This window comes from Mammaliicoccus sp. P-M59, from assembly GCF_022386135.1.
Taxonomy (GTDB): domain Bacteria; phylum Bacillota; class Bacilli; order Staphylococcales; family Staphylococcaceae; genus Mammaliicoccus; species Mammaliicoccus sciuri_A.
The window spans coordinates 275,863-293,761 of the sequence record NZ_JAJNJJ010000001.1 but is presented as its reverse complement, the minus strand read 5'-3'; the positions used below and the strand labels follow the sequence as shown (position 1 = coordinate 293,761).

Sequence of the window (17,899 nt, the reverse complement as noted above, 5' to 3'; positions counted from 1 at the left end):
TACTCCTTATTCATATGACTTGGTACTAATTTTACCGTGTAAGAGGTCCATTACGCCAATATTTAAGGCGTGCATTTCTTTTTCTCCTTTATATATAGTAACATTTTGTAGCCAAGATACATATTGTTTTACTTTATTTATGATATATTTTGAATAACTTAATCCGCCAGTTATGATAATTTGATCGATTTGACCTTCTAAAACGACCGCGCAAGACCCTATTGATTTAGCAATTTGATAACACATAGCATCTAAGACAAGTTTAGCAGTTTTATCGCCATTTTCCATCATTTGTTCTACTTTTAAACAATCATTTGTACCAAAATATGATAATAACCCAGAATTTTTACTTAATTCATTATTAGCTTCTTTAGCATTTAAATCGTGATCAATAACCCATTTAATTAACGCATCATTTGGAATGGAGCCAGCTCTTTCAGGACTAAATGGACCCTCGCCTAACAAGCCGTCATTAACTTCGATGACTCTTCCTTTTCTATGAGCACCTACACTTATACCTCCTCCAAGATGTGCGACGATGACATTAATATCTTCATATGCTTTGTTCGTATCAGCTGCATATTGTTTAGCGACTGATTTCTGGTTTAATGCATGGAAGATACTGCGTCTTTCAATACCTTTAATGCCAGTAATTCTTGCTTCTGGTATTAATTCATCTACGACGACTGGATCAACAATATAAGCCTGTATATTTAATTCTTTAGCAAATGTATAGCCGATAATACCACTTAAATTTGAGGCATGAAATCCATATTTAAAAGATTTCAAGTCTTGATACATGATGTTATTAACAAGATATGTTCCACCTTGTATAGGCTTTAAAACACCACCCCTACAAGCAATAGCATCTATTGCTTGTAGTGAGATATGATGTTGGTTTAATGAGTTCTTGATACTTTCAAGTCGAAATGGGACTTGATCAATTAATGGAAGATTAGTTTGATCGATATCATGTCTGATAACATCCTCAAATAACATATCATAGTTATTAAATACTGCAACTTTAGATGATGTGCTTCCTAAATTAAGTACAAGAATTTTTTTCATTATTTTTTACCTCTAGAAATGATAGATCTTTCAGTTTTTAAGAAATTACTTCTAACATTCATCAGTTGTTCAATGCGTTCTTCAGCTAAAATTTCAGCTGCACGTGCAGTAGTAATTTGATCTCGCTTACTAATTTCAAATACTTTATCCATTTGGTCATAGATTTTTTCAATGTTTGAGATAGCACGTACTTCATTGTATCCATCTAATTCATCCGCAACGTTGATAACACCACCAGAGTTAGCAACGAAGTCAGGCGCATATACAATACCTTTATCTTCTAATTGAGCACCGTGTACATCTATGTCTTGTAATTGGTTGTTTGCACTACCACATACGACTTTAACTTTTAAGCGTGCAATAGTATCGTCATTTAATACGCCACCTAAAGCACAAGGTGCAAAGATATCAGCATCTACATCATAAATATCATTAATACCGACACTTTGAGCGTTGAAGTCATTTACAACTCTATCAACAGCTTCTTGGTTAATATCCGTTACAACTAATTGAGCACCTGCTTCATGTAAATAACGACATAGTTCGTAAGCAACGTGTCCAACACCTTGTACAGCAACTGTTTTCCCGTTTAAGTCATCTGTTCCAAATGCTTCTTTAGCTGCGCGTTTCATAGAAACAAATACACCTAATGAAGTTTTAGGACTTGGGTTACCACTAGATTGGTGACTTTCAGATAAACCAACTACGTAATCAGTCTCTTCAAAGATAATATCCATATCGTCTTCAGTCGTTCCTACATCTTCAGCAGTAATATAACGACCATTTAAACTTTCTACATATCTACCTAAAGCTCTAAATAAAGCTTCTGATTTATCTTTTTTAGGATCACCAATAATAACTGTTTTACCGCCGCCTAAGTTTAAACCAGCTGCAGCATTTTTATATGTCATACCTCTTGATAAGCGTAATGCGTCATTAATAGCTTCTTCTTCACTTTCATATGGCCACATTCTACAACCGCCAAGTGCTGGTCCTAATGTTGTATCATGAATCGCAATGATTGCTTTTAATCCTGAACTTTTATCGTGACAAAATACTATTTGCTCATAGTCATATTTTTCTATCGTTTCAAATAACATAATAATCCCCTTTTCAACTTTAATATAATAACTTCATTTCTAATTTTACATGAAATGTTTTATTTATCAAATAAATTGACGAAAAATGATAGCGCTTACAAAAAGTAAAAATTTTTAGAAAATTCAATCTTTATTGATATAAAAGCATTGTAAGCTCTTTCAATACTTTGAAATAAAGAGTATAGTTATTAATTTGTTATTATAATATACTAAATAAGCATTAACGCACTACATATAGAATGAAATTTATCTCGTGATGAATCTGATCTAGAAGTTAAAATTATGGGTATTTTTGCACCAATTATAACAGATGCTACATCAGCGTTAGATAAATATACGAGAGATTTATATAAAATATTGCCACTTTCAATTTGAGGGACGATTAAACCATCAACGTTACCTGATATTTTTGAATCTATTTTTTTAATAATGGATGCCTTTTTATTAATTGCAGCATCAAATGCAATTGGACCTTCTATTTCAAGGTCTGGTTTTTCTTGATTGAGATAAGATACCACTTCTTTCGCATCAACCGACGACTGCATTTTCGGATTTACATTTTCAATTGCAGAAAGCACCCCTATTTTAGGTGAGTCGATACCAATTTTTTTGAGTGAATAAACTAAATTCGATGTGATTTCAATTTTTTGTTCGATATTTGGTGCAATGTTCATTGCAACATCTGATACGGTTAACATCTTGTGATACTCAGGTATATTAAATATTGCGATATGACTCATTCTATAGTTGGTCTTCAAGTTATATTTATCTTTTAAAACTTCTTTCAATAATTCTGAAGTTGAAATTAATCCTTTCATTATTAAGTCTGCTTTTCCATCTGCTACAGCTTGTACACATTGCGATACAGTATGTTCTTCGTTAAGTGTTTGAATAATTTCTATTCTATTTAATTCTTCATGTGTTAAATTAAATGACCTGATCAACTCATCTTGTGGTCGTTCATCAAACAACATGAATCTAGCTTTTGTATGTTTAATCGCTTTTACAATTGCTTTAATGACACCTTCATCATTTGATTTACATACAGCAATTGTAGCTGATATATTTTGACCATTTTTTATCATATCTTTAAAAAGCATTTAATCCCCTCCTATTACTATCATAATCAAATTGTACCGTTTATTCCATTTTTTTAATGTTTACTTTTACTCATTATCTCATATATAATATAAGTTATTAATTAATAGGAGTTTTAACTTATGCAAAAGTATATTGCATTACTCATTTTGGTCATACCAGGTATCATTGCAGGACTAGGTATTAAATGGATGAGAGATGCTGTTTTTGGACAACTTGTTCCACAATTACATTTTATTTGGTTACAGTTTTTATTAGGCTTTATCTTCTTTGTATTTGGTGTAGTGTTCATTGGGGGTTATATACTGCATCGTGAAAAGAAAAATAAACGCGCACAAGAACATTTTATGAAGAAACAAAATGCCAAAAAAAGAGACTAGGCTTACCTAGTCTCTTTTTTAAACTTTTCATATAGATGTAATAAAAACTCACCATTTGTAGGTCGTACATACAATTTTTCGCTATTATACCAATAGGACTTTAATTCTTTATCCCAAGCTAATTTAATAGCATGTCTGATAGACCTTTCCACATTATTCGCTTGAATATTATAATTTTGAGAAATTAAAGGATATAGTTCTTTAGTTAACGGCATCTTACGATTATATTGAAGCATAAGGTGTACACCATATTTAATATATTCGTACCCGTTTAAATTTGATGAAAATCCAATCTTCTCAAGTAATAAATCTAAAGCATCCATTTCTTCTATATTAGAATCTGTTGTCGTTAATACACGTTGTATCGTATCTAACAAGACATCAAACTCAACAGGTTTAATTAAGAAGTAATCTACTCCTAATGAAACAGATTCTTTTAAGACATCATCACTCACAAAAGCACTCATACATATCACTTTAAATTGCTTATTTTGTTTTATATATTTTTTAAGCAAAGTCATGCCATCTATATGTGGCAAGATTAAGTCTAATAGAAGAACATCGAAAACTTCTCCATTTAAAATGTCGAGTGCCTCTTTACCGTTGTATCCAATATTAACAATTTCAATATCGTGTTTCTTTAAATATTGTGCCATTTCACTAACATATGCTTTCGAGTCTTCTATTATTGCTACCTTAATTACCATGCTTAACACCCTAACGAATCATTCTATTTTAAATTTTTGTTTTGTATAATCATTTCTTTAGCGTGTTGTCGTGTTAATTCTGTAACTTCAACACCTGATATCATTCTTGCTATTTCATCTATCTTATCTTCACCATCTAATTGTTTGATAGAAGTCGTTGTTCTATCATTTACGGTTTCTTTAGCAATATACAAATGATTATCACTTATTGCAGCGACTTGAGGTAAATGCGAAATACATATCACTTGAAGTGTTTGCGCAATTTGATGCATTTTTTCAGCCATTTTTTGTGCGACTCTTCCAGATACACCTGTATCTACTTCATCGAATAAAATTGCTGTTTGTCCTTTTGAAGAAACAAATATACTTTTCAACGCAAGCATTATTCTTGATAGTTCGCCACCAGAAGCTATTTTATTTAAGCTTTTTAATGGTTCGCCTTTATTTGGACTGATTAAGAATTCTACTTCTTCTAAGCCATATTGTGTAGGTTTCGTTTTAGTGAAAGTAATTTCTATATTCGCATCTTGCATGTGCAAATTCTGTACTTCTTCAACTAATCTATCTCTAAGATTCAACGCAACTTGTCTTCTTTTAGCTGATAGTGCTTCACCATATTTTACAACGTTTGTATAAAGATCATTAATTTCTTCACGTAATTGAGAAGTACTTTGTTCGTAGTTCTCAATTTTATAAATTTCATCGTCAATTTTATCTCTATATTTGATTAATTCAGGTATGCTTTTGCCATATTTACGATTGAGGTCTGTGAGTACATTTAATCTAGACTCATACTCATTTAGTAAAGATTCATCAAAGTCATTAGACGTTAACTCATTATATAGTTCATGTTTGTAGTCTTCTAAAGTGTAATACATTTGATCTAATTCTTCACTAAAAGCAGTGTATTTATCCGGAATAATATCGTTAATATGTTGAATTTCTTGATTAAGCTCATAAATTTTATCAGTAATGTTTTCTTCACTACTCAATAACATATGCGCTTTATTAAGACTTTCGTTTATTTTTTCGTGATTTTGAAGTTTCTTAATTTCTTGATTCAAAAAGTCAATTTCGTCTTCTTTTAAATTCGCATCTTGTAATTCATCTCGTTGGAATTTTATTAAATCTAATCTTTGTAATAATGCTTGGTCTTGAGATTCTAACTTTTCAAGTTCTTGTTTCTTTAAGCGATAAGATTGAAAGGTCTCGTCGTATTGATCAATTTCAGCTTGATAAGTACCATCAGCATAATCATCTAACAATGATAAATGATATTTAGGTTTAAGTAATATTTGTGTTTCATGTTGCCCATGAATATCAAGTAATTCTTGCATGACAATTTTTAAATCAGATAGCGTTACATTCTGATTGTTTAATTTACATATGCTTTTCCCTGAAGCAAAGATTTCTCTTTTTACAAACAAGAAATCTTCGTCAAAGTCGATATCTAACTCACTTAAGATCTTATTGACGTTAGGTACATTATCAATATCAAATACGCCTTCAATTATCGCCTTCTGTTCGCCATGTCTCACGAAACTTTGTGAGGCTCTTGCACCTACTAACTGACCAATAGCATCTATAATAATAGATTTACCAGCACCAGTTTCACCGCTTAAAACAGTTAGTCCACCTGAAAAATTAATTTCTAAAGATTCAATTATAGCGAATTGTTTAATTGTAAGTGCTTGTAACATTGTATATTAAATCTCCTTTAAAGCATATTAAAAATTCTATCCGTAATCACTTCAGCTGCTTCAGTATCTTTACAAATAATTAAGCATGTGTCATCACCGCATATCGTCCCAATTACTTCTGTCCAATCGATTTGGTCAATAATTGCACCAATTGATTGCGCATTACCTGGTAATGTTTTAAGGACTAATAAATTATCTGCTCCGTCAATTTTTACAAATGAATCCATTAAATATCTACCTAATTTATCAATCGGGTGATATTTACGGTCTCTAGGTAAACTATAGATATACTGACCAGAAGGTGCTGGAACTTTAATTAATTGAAGTTCTTTAATATCACGAGATATAGTAGCTTGTGTGATATTCAAATCATATTCATTTAGTCTTTTGACTAATTCTTCTTGTGTTTCAATTTGTTCGTTAGAAATTATTTCTCTTATCTTAATCTGACGCATTGTTTTGTTCGCCATTACATACACCTCTGTTAATGAATATTTATACACTTATAATAGCATAAAATTGAAAAAAATAGTAATGTAAGCGCTATAAACATTTAAATGACGCTTTAGATATACTAAAGCGTCTTTTTCAACATAAATATTCATATATTTCTCTTAACTACTTAATTAAAGATTTGACGGTAGATATAATATTTGATTTAGAGATACCAATATCTTCTAATAATAAACCTACATCACCGTGCTCAATGTACGTGTCATTTATGCCTATTCTACGCATAGTATTATGATAATCATTGTCATTCATAAAAGTAGCAATTTGACTTCCTAAACCACCAGTCAACATAGCTTCTTCAACTGTCAGGATCGGTTTAGACGCTTTACCGAGATTATGAAGCATGTCATAGTCCATAGGTTTTATAAACCGAGCATTAACAATATTGATATGGATGTCTTCTTTTAATAGTTCGTCTGCTACATCTTTTACAAGTGATACTGTTGGCCCATAACTTATAATTGTTAAATCATCACCATTTCTTTCAACATTCCAAGATCCTATTTTTAGTCGTTCACTATTTTTATAATCATCAAGTAATGGCGCATTCCCTCTTGGATATCTGATCGCCATTGGACCATGGTCAGTTTCAAATGCAGTTTTGATCATATTTTTCGCTTCATTACCGTCTTTAGGCATCATGATTGTAAAATTAGGAAATTGACTTAAAAAGCCAACATCAAATACACCTTGGTGTGTCTCTCCATCAGCTCCAACAAGTCCTGCTCGATCAACGCCAAATAATACGTTTAAGTTTTGACGATCTACATCATGTAACAACTGATCGTAAGCACGTTGCATAAAAGTTGAATAGATTGCGACATATGGTTTCATGCCTTGTGTTGCTAGTCCTGCTGCCATCGTAACAGCATGCTGTTCAGCAATACCTACATCAAAAAATTGTTCGGGTAACATTTGTTGAAATTTAGTTAATTTTGATCCAACAGGCATTGCTGGCGTAATTGCAACAATTCGTTTATCTTGTTGCGCATAAGCTAATACTTCATCACTCATTAAAGCACTCCATGCAGGACCTTCAGCATTTCCTTTTATCACTTCACCAGTTTCAAGCTTATATGGTCCTAAACCATGCCAAGTCCCAATTATATCTTTCTCAGCAGGTTTATAACCTTTCCCTTTCTTAGTCACAACGTGTATGAGAACAGGTTTGTCCATTTGTTTAGAAACGGTGATCGCTTCATCTAATGCTTTAAAATTATGTCCATCTACAGGACCAATATATTTAATGCCGAGTTCTTCAAAGAAAATGCCATCTACGACTAAATATTTTAAACTGTCTTTAATTTTATCCGCAGAGTCTTTTAACAAATCTCCACCAGGCAATCTGTTAATCAAACTTTCAGCATCAAATTTAAAGCGATTATAATTTTGGTTTGATCGTATTCTTGCAAACATATTGTGCATTGCACCGACATTTGGTGCGATACTCATTTCGTTATCATTTAAAATAATCGTTAAATTTGTTTTGTCATGGCCTATGTGGTTTAACGCTTCTAGTGCCATACCACCTGTTAAAGCACCATCACCAATTACAGGTACAACATGATGATCTTGTCCTAATATATCTCTTGCTTTTGCCATCCCCACAGCAGCAGATAAAGAAGTTGAACTATGTCCAGCTTCCCACACATCATGTTCGGATTCTTTCATTTTAGGAAAACCACATAATCCTTTATATTGTCGCAAAGAATTAAATTCGTGGCCTCTTCCGGTTAATATTTTATGAATGTATGTTTGATGTCCAACATCCCATAATATCTTATCTACAGGGCTATTAAAATGTTTATGTAGACTCAATGTTAATTCAACCACACCTAAATTTGCCCCAATATGTCCACCAGTTACTGAACAAGTTTCTATTAAAAATTTTCTAATGTCACTGCTCAGTTGTTCAAGTTCTTGATGAGATAAACCTTTGAGGAAGGATGGGTTTTTTATTTTTGAAACATCCATTTTTTAACCACCTTTAGCCCGATTCTTGTGACCAGTCATCTAAATTATTAGATAGATTAATTTTCTCTATTTGCAAATAATTTTGTGAGAGACTTGAGTTCTTCAGTGTTATATTGATCTTCTAATTGTTCAAGTAAATATAACGCTTGATTCACATGTTGTTCTAATGCAACTTTAGTATTCGTCTTACCTAATAAAGACACATAAGTACTCTTATGATTCGCAACGTCACTACCAACTGACTTACCTATTTTATCGAAATCCCCTTCAATATCTAGCAAGTCATCTTTAATTTGGAATATTAATCCTAATTCTTGGCTAAATGAATCAAGTAATAAGAATGTCTTACTATTAACTTTAGAAATTGTGCAAGCTGCAACAACAGAAAAACGGATCAGTGCACCAGTTTTATATCTATGGATTTTTCGTAATGTATCTAGTGAAATTTCTTTGTTTTCACTTTCCATATCTAACACTTGTCCACCTACCATACCTTGATGGCCGGCTGATTCAGAAAGCAATCTGATCAATTTCACTTTGTCATCAGCTTCTATATATGTATCTTTGGTAATCAGTTCAAAAGCCTTTGTTAATAATGCATCACCAGCTAAGATTGCAGTCGCATCACCATAAATTTTATGATTCGTTTTCATTCCTCGTCTGTAATCATCGTTATCCATAGCTGGTAAATCATCATGTATAAGGGAATATGTATGTATCATTTCAAGTGCTTTTGCAGTTTCCATTCCTTTATTAATATCTGTCTTTAACATCGATAAAGTCATTAATAATAGTACAGGACGAATACGTTTACCACCTGCTAATAAAGAATAGCGCATACTTTCTTCTAATTGTGTATTTACAACTGAATCTAGTTTCGTTTGATTAAGTGATTCAGTGAACTTGTCTACATAACTATTCATGATTTGACTCATCTGAATCACCTTCTTTTTGAACAAGTTTATTTACTTTATCTTCAGCTGCTTTAAGTTTCGTTTCACATTTACTACTTAATTCAATACCTCTTTGATAAAGTTCAATTGATTCCTCAAGAGAAATATTTTCTTCGTCTAATTTACCGACGACTTTTTCTAATTCTTCCATCATTTCTTCAAAAGTTTGTTCTTTAGCCACATTTGTCACCTAATTTCCTTAACATTAGCATTTATTTTACCATCTTTTAAATTGATTGTAATATCATCGTCAATTTTTAAATCATTTTTGCTTGTAATGATTTTATCATCTTTTTCGATGATTGAATAACCTCTTAACATGATTTGAGTCGGACTCAACGCATCTAGTTGCGCTAACTTGCTTGTCAGTGCTTGTCTTTTTTGACTTATAATTCGATTAACGAGCTGTGTTTGAAGCATATTTAAACGATCAAAATCTTGTCTAAATTGAAAAGTCTTATTATAAATTGGTGTGATTCGCAATTTATTTTGTAAGATATCTAGTTTATGATTATTACGCGTAACAGTTTGTTCTAAATTTCGAGATAATTGTTTTTGTAATTCATCTAACTTCTGAGTTTCTTGATCATATAGCAACGAAGGCGTCTTCAATTTATAATATGATGAAAGTTGTTTTAATTTATGTTTATCTTGCTGTATAGATTGCGTGATATGTTTTGTTAAATACTGTCTAGCATTTGAAATCAGTTGATACAGCGCATTAATATCTGGTGTCGCAATAACTGCAGCTTGAGTTGGCGTTGCAGCTCTTACATCACTGACAAAATCACTTAATGTCGTATCCGTTTCATGACCAACTGCTGAAATAACAGGCGTCTTACAATGATAAATGGCTTCTACAACTTCTCTTTCATTGAAGCTCCATAAATCTTCAATAGATCCACCACCACGACCAACGATAATAACATCAACACCCATGGAATCAGCTTCTTTGATGTTGTTAATGATATTATCCTTAGCTCCTTTACCTTGAACTAAAGTGCTCATTAACACTTGTTCCGCAAGTGGATATCGCTTATCTAAAGTAGAACATATATCTCTTATTGCAGCGCCAGTCGATGCTGTCAACACAGCGATTTTCTTAGGATATTTAGGTATACTTAATTTATGCTCTTGGTCAAAGTAACCTTTTTCTGCTAATTCTTTTTTGAGTGCTTCAAATTTCTCATATAGAAGACCAACACCATCTAATTGCATAGATTGAACATAAATTTGGTAAGCACCTCTTGATTCATAAACCCCAATTCTACCTTCAACAAGTACTTGGTCACCTTCTTTAGGATTAAATGACAATTGATTCGCACTCGATTTAAACATCATTGCACTGAGTACACCTTTATCGTCTTTTAAGGCAAAGTAAAGATGACCACTTGAATGTCTTTTAAAGTTTGATATTTCACCTTTAATAAAGACATTAAGTAGATGTGGATCTTGATCAAATTTATATTTGATATATTTAGTTATTGCTGTAACTGATAAATACTTATCCATTTATATCACTCTTTAACTTTTTGATAAACTGCTTAATACACCATTAATAAATTTATAGTGATCATCATCACTGTATACTTTCGCAATTTCTACTGCTTCATTAAATATAACTTTCTCTGGTGTATCTGTATATTTCAATTCATAAGTTGCCATTCTTAAAATAATTCTATCTGTTTTAAGTAAACGGTCTAATGTCCAGTTTTTTAAATGTGGACTTACAATTTCATCTAATTCGTCTTTTTTCTCTATCACTTCTTTAACAAAGTTTTTCACGTATAAATATTGTTCACCTTTAAAATCTTCTACTAAATATTGAATCGCTTCTTCTACTGTTAAATCAGTTTTGTTATTTTCTAATTGATATAGTGATTTAAAGACAATCTCTCTTAGTTCTGTTCTTTTCATATTCTTCTCCTTCAAAGAATAAGAGGATGCACGCATCCTCTTAATTAATCATTTTATTATTGGAAATGTATATTAACGATATGTACATTAACTTCTTTTGGTGTTAATGCCGTCATCGTATTTAATGCTTGTTTAATTTCTGATTGTACTTTACGTGCTGTTTCAGAAATTTTTGTACCGTAGTCAAATGTACAGTAGACATTAATGTAGATGCCGTCTTCTTTAATATCGACTTTAATACCTTTACCAAAATTCTTTTTCCCGAATTTTTCTAAGGAATTCTTATTAAAAACGGATTGCATATGAGATACACCTTTAATGTCAGTAGTCGCAATGCTCGCAATGACCTCAATAACTTCTGGCGCAATCTCTATTTTACCTAAAGAAGGCTTTTTATTTTCAATTGTTTTAGCCATTTGAATCCCTCCCTATTTGTCTTCATTATTTATAATATCATGAATCTCTAGGAAATTGGTATTAAAATCACCTGATTCAAATACATCATTTTCTAACAATCTTAAATGGAATGGGATCGTTGTATCTATGCCAGCAACTAAAAATTCTGATAAAGCTCTTTTACCGATTTGAATCGCATCTGTTCTATCTTTACCGTGAACAATAAGCTTCGCAACCATTGAATCATAATAAGGTGGAATCGTATAACCTGTATAACATGCTGAATCAATACGCACGCCAAATCCACCTGGTGTTAAATATTGATTAATTTTCCCTGGTGATGGCATGAAATTCTTAAATGGACTTTCTGCGTTGATTCTGAATTCAATCGCGTGTCCACTCAAGTCAACTTCTTCTTGTGTAACTGGTAACGTTTCACCACTCGCCACTTTAAGTTGAAGTTTAACTAAATCCATTCCAGTAACCATCTCAGTAACAGGATGTTCTACTTGAATACGCGTATTCATTTCCATGAAATAGAATGTTTCAGCATCTAAATCATAAATAAATTCAATTGTACCAGCATTTTCATAATTAACGGCTTTAGCTGCTCTAATAGCCGCTTCACCCATTTCTTTACGCATTTCTTCAGAAAGGACTGGTGATGGCGATTCTTCTACTAATTTTTGCATACGTCTTTGGATCGTACAATCACGTTCACCAAGATGTATAACATTACCTTCTGAATCACCCATTACTTGAATTTCAATATGTCTAAAGTTTTCGATGAACTTTTCTAAATATAAACCTTTATTACCGAATGCTGTTTCAGCTTCTTGTTGTGTCATTCTAAAGCCTGTTACAAGTTCTTCTTCATTACGTGCAATTCGGATACCTTTACCACCACCACCGGCAGTAGCTTTAATAATAACGGGATATCCAATTTTCTTCGCACATTTCTTTGCAATTCTTACTGTATCTACTAAACCATCACTACCAGGCACAACAGGAACGTTCGCTTTGATCATTTCTTCTTTCGCAACGTCTTTAATACCCATCTTCTGGATAGACTGATAACTAGGTCCAATAAATTTAATTTGGCATGCTTCACACATTTCAGCAAAGTCACTATTTTCGGCTAAGAAACCATATCCAGGATGGATACCGTCACAACCTGTTGATTTTGCGATTGAAATAATATTAGGAACGTTAAGGTATGAATCTTTAGATTGTGTCGGTCCAACACAATAAGCTTCATCTGCTATTTGAGTATGTAATGCATCTTTATCAGCTTCTGAATAAATTGCGACCGTTTGTATGTCTAATTCTCTACAAGCTCTAATGATTCTTACTGCAATTTCCCCTCTATTTGCAATTAATACTTTTTTCATATTACTTCACCTTGAATAACGGTTGGCCATACTCTACCATTTGCCCGTCTTCAACTAATATTTCAGTGATTTCACCAGAAACTTCTGCTTGAATTTCATTAAATAATTTCATTGCTTCTAAAATACATACAGTTGTATCAGCTTCTACACGTGAACCTACTTGAACGTATGGACCTTCATCAGGAGATGGTGATTTATAGAATGTACCAACCATTGGCGCATTAATTGTTAAACCACTTGGTGCTTCTTGTTCAACATTTTGTTGTGGTGCAGCTTGAGTTGCTTGTTGTGGTTGTTCAGCTACAACATTTGTTGCCCCTTGGCTATAAATGACTTCTTGTTTAATATCTTTTTTTAAAGTTAGTTTAAAATCTTTATCATTAATATCAATTTCAGTTAAAGAAGAATTATCTAACACATCAACTAGTTCTTTAATTTGTTTTAAGTTCATTTGAAAAACTCCTTTTAAATTCTAATACGTTACACTTCATACATTTTACTTTAGTGGTCATACCAATTCAAGAGATTTTAATATTTAATTATAAATGTAAAAAAGATACATTCCTAATTTAACTAAAATGATTGAGGCCAGGACACAAGTTACTGTCCCGGCCTCATTTTAATGTTTAATATTAACCTCTTGATACGTAGCTTCCGTCAGTAGTGTTAATGACAAGTAAATCACCTTCATTAACAAATAACGGTACGTTTAAACTATAACCTGTTTCAACTGTAGCTTGTTTAGTTGCACCAGTTGCTGTATCACCTTTAATACCAGGTTCAGTTTCTGTTACTTGAAGTGTAACTGTATTTGGTAATTCAATACCAATTGTTTCACCTTCGTAAGATTGGATTTGAACTTCCATATTTTCTTTAATAAATTTAAGTTCATATTCTAGTTTATCACCAGGTAATTCTAGTTGATCGTAAGTTTCGTTATCCATGAACACATGGCTATCACCATTAGCATATAGATATTGCATACGACGATTATCGATTTGAGCTTTTTCAACTTTTTCACCGGCTCTAAAAGTTTTTTCTTGGATTGCACCAGTTCTTAAGTTTCTTAATTTAGAACGAACGAATGCCGCACCTTTACCTGGTTTTACATGTTGGAAGTCCATAACTTTCCAAATACCATTATCAACTTTAATTGTTAAACCTGTTTTAAAATCATTAACTGAAATCATTCATTTTCCTCCTATTTATACCTTCTTATAAAATAATAAGGTCTTTTGAAGATTTAGTAAAGCGCTGTAAGCCATTTTTTGTAACTAATACGTCATCTTCTATTCTAACGCCACCTAAACCATCTACATAAATACCTGGTTCTAATGTGATACACATATTTTCTTCAAGTACGATATCGGATTTTTGAGATAGTGCTGGACCTTCATGTACTTCTAACCCAATACCATGTCCTAATGAATGACCAAATTGTTCACCGTAGCCATAACTTTTAATAACATCTCTTGCAATTGTATCTGCTTCTTTACCTGTCATACCCGGTTTAATTTGTTCTAAAGCTGCTAATTGTGCTTCTAAAACAATATTATAGATTTTCTTCATTTCTTCTTTAGGTTCACCAATAGCAAATGTTCTCGTAACATCACTAACGTATCCTTCATATAGTGCACCGAAGTCTAATGTAATCATGTCTCCTTCTTCGATAACTTTATTACTTGCTACACCATGCGGTAATGCACCACGGTGGCCAGAAGCAACAATCGTATCAAATGAAGAACATGTTGCACCTTTACTTCTCATGAACATTTCCATTTCATTATTCACTTCATTTTCAGTCATGCCTGGTTTAACCCATTTTAAAATGTGTTCATATGTTTCATCTACAATGTCAGCTGCTTTTTGAATTTGTTTAATTTCAAATTCGTCTTTAATCATTCTGATTGTTTCAATAACACCTTCAATAGAAGAAAGTTCAACTGCATCTGTATTTAATGCTTGATATTCATTAAAAGTAATTAAATGTGTTTCAACGCCAACTTTTTTATATTGACCTTCTTTAATCAGTTCATTAATCTTACCTAACATTGGTCCTTCTTGATTAATAACTTCAAAACCTTGAGCTTGATCATTCGCTTGTTGAATGTATCTAAAGTCTGTAATTAAAAGGGATTTATCTTGTGTAATTAGTAGACTACCACTTGTCCCTGTAAATCCAGAAAGATATCTTCTGTTATACGGTGATAGAATTAAAACTGCTTCAAGACCTTTTTCATTCATGACTTCTCTTAATTTATTAATTTTCATAATTATCCCCTTTCTATTTGTACAATAAATCTATATACATTAAAATAATATCATACATATCGAAATTTTTTCACAGTAAAACATTGGGAGTAAATAAACATGAGAAAAACAATTATAACAATCATGGCAAGTTCAGTTGTCTTATCTGCGTGTGGAAATGATAAAGTTCAACAACTTGAAGAAAAGAAGTCTTCATTAAAAAGTGATAATCGAAAATTAAAACAAGAAGTATTAGACTTAGAAGATAAAAACAAAACATATAAACAAAAAGAAAATAGTGTTAAAAGCAAAATTAAAAAAAATGAACAAGAGTCGTCTAGCCAGTTTACAACTCAATATTTAAAGTCATCTACAAAATTTGTAAATGAAACGAAAACGAATATAGCGAGTTATAACAAAATTAAGAAAAATGTAACTTCAAAATTCGACGATGAACACACTAAAAATGAATTAGAAAATATTTATCATAATCAAGAAAATATTACTGATAGATATAAAGATGAAATGAAAGGTAAATCTATTCCTAAAGATTATAAATCTTTACATAAAAGTATGTTAAAGCTATCAACAAGCTTTGAAAAAGTGTTTAAAGATTTAAATGATGCATACAATAAAAAGGATAAAAAAGATGTTCAAAAAGCAATTGATGAACTTCATGGATTAGACAAAGAGATAGGTCAAATTGAGTGAGATTATACATAAAATGTGCTATATTAAATAGACTAATAATTTAAGGTGAGATTTTATGAAAAATGTTTTATTCTATTTAATTATTGCTATAGCAGTTTTTGGATTAATTATGAATCTTGATTTCTTTATCATGGGATTCATTCGTATGATTGTCTCATTTATCATATTCGGATTAATCATCTATCTAATTTACTATTTCTTCTTTTTAACGCCAGATCAACGAAAATATAAAAAAGCCATGCGCAAACAAAAGCGTAGAAATAGATAAAAAAAGAGACTATTGAAGTCTCTTTTTTTGTTGCCACAGTCTTAGACTTTGGCAGTATTTTTTATGCGCATGCTTTCCGCGGGAGTCAGCGCTAAAAATACTACAGTTAAATATTTACTTTCTATAAGTCCAATCTTCTGATTTATATTTTTCTTCTAATTGTTTAATTTCAGCAAGTTGTTCTTCAGTAAATTCAAGTGGTTTATATTCAATATCTAAACCTTTCTTGAATCCTTCAAAAAATGCTGTTTCCATTTCTTCTAAAGTGATGTATTTATCTGATAAATCATTGATAGCAACTGCTTTATCTGTAAATGCAGCTTTCATTTTATCTTTTAGTCGATCGTTTCTATATATAAACATATCGAACAATTCATCAACATCTATATCTTGTAAAATTGAACCGTGTTGCAAGATAACGCCTTTTTGACGTGTTTGGGCACTGCCTGCTATTTTTCTATCTTCTACAACAAGTTCATACCAACTTGGCGCATCAAAACAAACTGAACTACGTGGTGTCTTAAGTTTATCTCTTTCTTCTTTTGTCTTTGGAATTGAAAAGTATGCATCAAACCCTAACGACTTGAATCCTTCTAACAATCCTTCTGAAATGACTCTATAAGCCTCAGTTACCGTTTTAGGCATATTGGGATGCGATTCTGGAACGATGACGCTATAAGTTAACTCTTTATCGTGTAAGACACCTCTACCTCCTGTAGCACGTCTTACAAGTCCAAAACCTTTTTCTTTTACTTTTTCAATATCAATTTCTTTAGTTAGTTTTTGAAAATATCCAATTGATAACGTAGCTGGATCCCATGTGTAAAATCTAATAACCGGATCGATTTCTCCTCTACTCACAAAATTCATAAGTGCTTCATCAACTGCCATATTATAATATGGATTATTTGATTTCGTGTTTATAAAGTGCCAAGTTTCTTTCACAATTAAAACTCCTATTCAATTAATTCTTATGTACTTTTCTATTTTAGCAAAAAAATTTTGATAAATCTCACAAGAAATCTTATAATAAGGGTATCGACTTGAATTGGGAGGAATCAGACCATGAATTATTGGTATATCGCGCTCATAGTCCTAGTCTTGATTATCATTTATATGGCAATTAACTATTCATTAAATAAGCGCGCAGTAAAAGAATTAGATCAAAATGAATTCCATAAGGGATTAAGAAAGGCACAAGTTATAGACTTGCGTGAAAAGGCTGATTTTGACTATGGTCATATTATCGGGGCAAGAAATATACCGATGAGTGTATTTCGTACAAGATATCAAGGTTTACGTAAAGACCAACCTATATATTTTTGTGACGCAAATGGCGTAGCAAGTTATAGAGCTGCTAGAATGATGAAGAAAAAAGGTTACACTGAATTATTCATGCTTAAAGGCGGCTATAAAAAATGGACTGGTAAAGTTAAATCTAAATAAAATTAAAGCGTCTTGATCGTTTAATGC

The 17,899-nt window shown here is 31.9% G+C and carries 21 protein-coding genes; 4 read left to right on the top strand and 17 right to left on the bottom strand.

Annotation, left to right across the window (positions count from 1 at the left end):
* Positions 1-6: 6 nt before the first annotated feature.
* From buk to LQ617_RS01465, 3 genes are all read right to left on the bottom strand, one after another.
* Positions 7-1,068, bottom strand: coding sequence for a butyrate kinase (gene buk, locus LQ617_RS01475; RefSeq protein ID WP_239739305.1), 1,062 nt, complete (start codon positions 1,066-1,068; stop codon positions 7-9).
* A complete protein-coding gene (locus tag LQ617_RS01470) occupies positions 1,068-2,168 on the bottom strand; it encodes a Glu/Leu/Phe/Val dehydrogenase dimerization domain-containing protein (protein WP_025904931.1) in 1,101 nt (366 codons plus the stop codon). The genes buk and LQ617_RS01470 overlap by 1 nt, the downstream gene beginning before the upstream one ends.
* 209 nt (positions 2,169-2,377) lie before the next feature.
* A complete protein-coding gene (locus LQ617_RS01465) occupies positions 2,378-3,268 on the bottom strand; it encodes a phosphate acyltransferase (RefSeq protein WP_239739303.1) in 891 nt (296 codons plus the stop codon).
* A 120-nt stretch (positions 3,269-3,388) separates the two neighbouring features.
* Here LQ617_RS01465 and LQ617_RS01460 point away from each other — a divergent pair, with 120 nt between their 5' ends.
* Positions 3,389-3,646 (top strand): DUF2627 family protein, encoded by a 258-nt coding sequence (locus LQ617_RS01460; RefSeq protein WP_025904933.1) that lies wholly within the window; start codon positions 3,389-3,391, stop codon positions 3,644-3,646.
* Between the two features lie 2 nt (positions 3,647-3,648).
* Here LQ617_RS01460 and LQ617_RS01455 read toward each other — a convergent pair whose 3' ends face one another.
* The 13 genes from LQ617_RS01455 to LQ617_RS01395 form a co-directional block, all read right to left on the bottom strand.
* Positions 3,649-4,353, bottom strand: coding sequence for a response regulator (locus tag LQ617_RS01455; RefSeq protein WP_025904934.1), 705 nt, complete (start codon positions 4,351-4,353; stop codon positions 3,649-3,651).
* A gap of 23 nt (positions 4,354-4,376) precedes the next feature.
* Complete coding sequence (gene recN, locus LQ617_RS01450; protein ID WP_206179805.1) at positions 4,377-6,053, bottom strand: DNA repair protein RecN; 1,677 nt, start codon at positions 6,051-6,053, stop codon at positions 4,377-4,379.
* Positions 6,054-6,070: 17 nt separating this feature from the next.
* Positions 6,071-6,523 carry a transcriptional regulator AhrC/ArgR gene (ahrC, locus tag LQ617_RS01445; protein WP_025904936.1) on the bottom strand — a complete coding sequence of 151 codons (453 nt, stop codon included), beginning with the start codon at positions 6,521-6,523 and terminating at the stop codon, positions 6,071-6,073.
* 148 nt (positions 6,524-6,671) lie between these two features.
* Positions 6,672-8,540 carry a 1-deoxy-D-xylulose-5-phosphate synthase gene (dxs, locus tag LQ617_RS01440; RefSeq protein WP_239739301.1) on the bottom strand — a complete coding sequence of 623 codons (1,869 nt, stop codon included), beginning with the start codon at positions 8,538-8,540 and terminating at the stop codon, positions 6,672-6,674.
* A 56-nt stretch (positions 8,541-8,596) separates the two neighbouring features.
* On the bottom strand, positions 8,597-9,475 hold the full coding sequence (locus LQ617_RS01435) for a polyprenyl synthetase family protein (protein ID WP_239739300.1): 879 nt from the start codon (positions 9,473-9,475) through the stop codon (positions 8,597-8,599).
* On the bottom strand, positions 9,456-9,647 hold the full coding sequence (gene xseB / locus LQ617_RS01430; RefSeq protein ID WP_153653573.1) for an exodeoxyribonuclease VII small subunit: 192 nt from the start codon (positions 9,645-9,647) through the stop codon (positions 9,456-9,458). The genes LQ617_RS01435 and xseB overlap by 20 nt, the downstream gene beginning before the upstream one ends.
* Positions 9,648-9,679: 32 nt before the next feature.
* Positions 9,680-11,005, bottom strand: coding sequence for an exodeoxyribonuclease VII large subunit (gene xseA / locus LQ617_RS01425; protein ID WP_025904940.1), 1,326 nt, complete (start codon positions 11,003-11,005; stop codon positions 9,680-9,682).
* A gap of 12 nt (positions 11,006-11,017) precedes the next feature.
* Positions 11,018-11,410, bottom strand: coding sequence for a transcription antitermination factor NusB (nusB, locus tag LQ617_RS01420; protein ID WP_025904941.1), 393 nt, complete (start codon positions 11,408-11,410; stop codon positions 11,018-11,020).
* Positions 11,411-11,466: 56 nt separating this feature from the next.
* Positions 11,467-11,826 carry an Asp23/Gls24 family envelope stress response protein gene (locus LQ617_RS01415; protein WP_025904942.1) on the bottom strand — a complete coding sequence of 120 codons (360 nt, stop codon included), beginning with the start codon at positions 11,824-11,826 and terminating at the stop codon, positions 11,467-11,469.
* A 12-nt stretch (positions 11,827-11,838) separates the two neighbouring features.
* Positions 11,839-13,197 carry an acetyl-CoA carboxylase biotin carboxylase subunit gene (gene accC, locus LQ617_RS01410; RefSeq protein WP_107577749.1) on the bottom strand — a complete coding sequence of 453 codons (1,359 nt, stop codon included), beginning with the start codon at positions 13,195-13,197 and terminating at the stop codon, positions 11,839-11,841.
* A gap of 1 nt (position 13,198) precedes the next feature.
* Positions 13,199-13,648, bottom strand: a complete 450-nt coding sequence (gene accB, locus LQ617_RS01405) for an acetyl-CoA carboxylase biotin carboxyl carrier protein (protein WP_239739299.1) — start codon at positions 13,646-13,648, stop codon at positions 13,199-13,201.
* Between the two features lie 181 nt (positions 13,649-13,829).
* Complete coding sequence (gene efp / locus LQ617_RS01400) at positions 13,830-14,387, bottom strand: elongation factor P (RefSeq protein ID WP_025904945.1); 558 nt, start codon at positions 14,385-14,387, stop codon at positions 13,830-13,832.
* 25 nt (positions 14,388-14,412) lie between these two features.
* Positions 14,413-15,468, bottom strand: a complete 1,056-nt coding sequence (locus LQ617_RS01395) for a M24 family metallopeptidase (RefSeq protein ID WP_239739295.1) — start codon at positions 15,466-15,468, stop codon at positions 14,413-14,415.
* A 99-nt stretch (positions 15,469-15,567) separates the two neighbouring features.
* On the opposite strand from LQ617_RS01395, the gene LQ617_RS01390 reads away from it, so the two are divergent.
* Both LQ617_RS01390 and LQ617_RS01385 read left to right on the top strand, forming a co-directional pair.
* Complete coding sequence (locus LQ617_RS01390; RefSeq protein ID WP_037588244.1) at positions 15,568-16,158, top strand: hypothetical protein; 591 nt, start codon at positions 15,568-15,570, stop codon at positions 16,156-16,158.
* 55 nt (positions 16,159-16,213) lie between these two features.
* Positions 16,214-16,426 (top strand): SA1362 family protein, encoded by a 213-nt coding sequence (locus LQ617_RS01385; protein ID WP_025904948.1) that lies wholly within the window; start codon positions 16,214-16,216, stop codon positions 16,424-16,426.
* Between the two features lie 114 nt (positions 16,427-16,540).
* Here LQ617_RS01385 and LQ617_RS01380 read toward each other — a convergent pair whose 3' ends face one another.
* Entirely contained in the window at positions 16,541-17,371 is an 831-nt protein-coding gene (locus LQ617_RS01380) for a lipoate--protein ligase family protein (RefSeq protein WP_126477504.1), read from the bottom strand.
* Positions 17,372-17,491: 120 nt separating this feature from the next.
* On the opposite strand from LQ617_RS01380, the gene LQ617_RS01375 reads away from it, so the two are divergent.
* Complete coding sequence (locus LQ617_RS01375; protein WP_025904950.1) at positions 17,492-17,872, top strand: rhodanese-like domain-containing protein; 381 nt, start codon at positions 17,492-17,494, stop codon at positions 17,870-17,872.
* Positions 17,873-17,899: the final 27 nt, after the last annotated feature.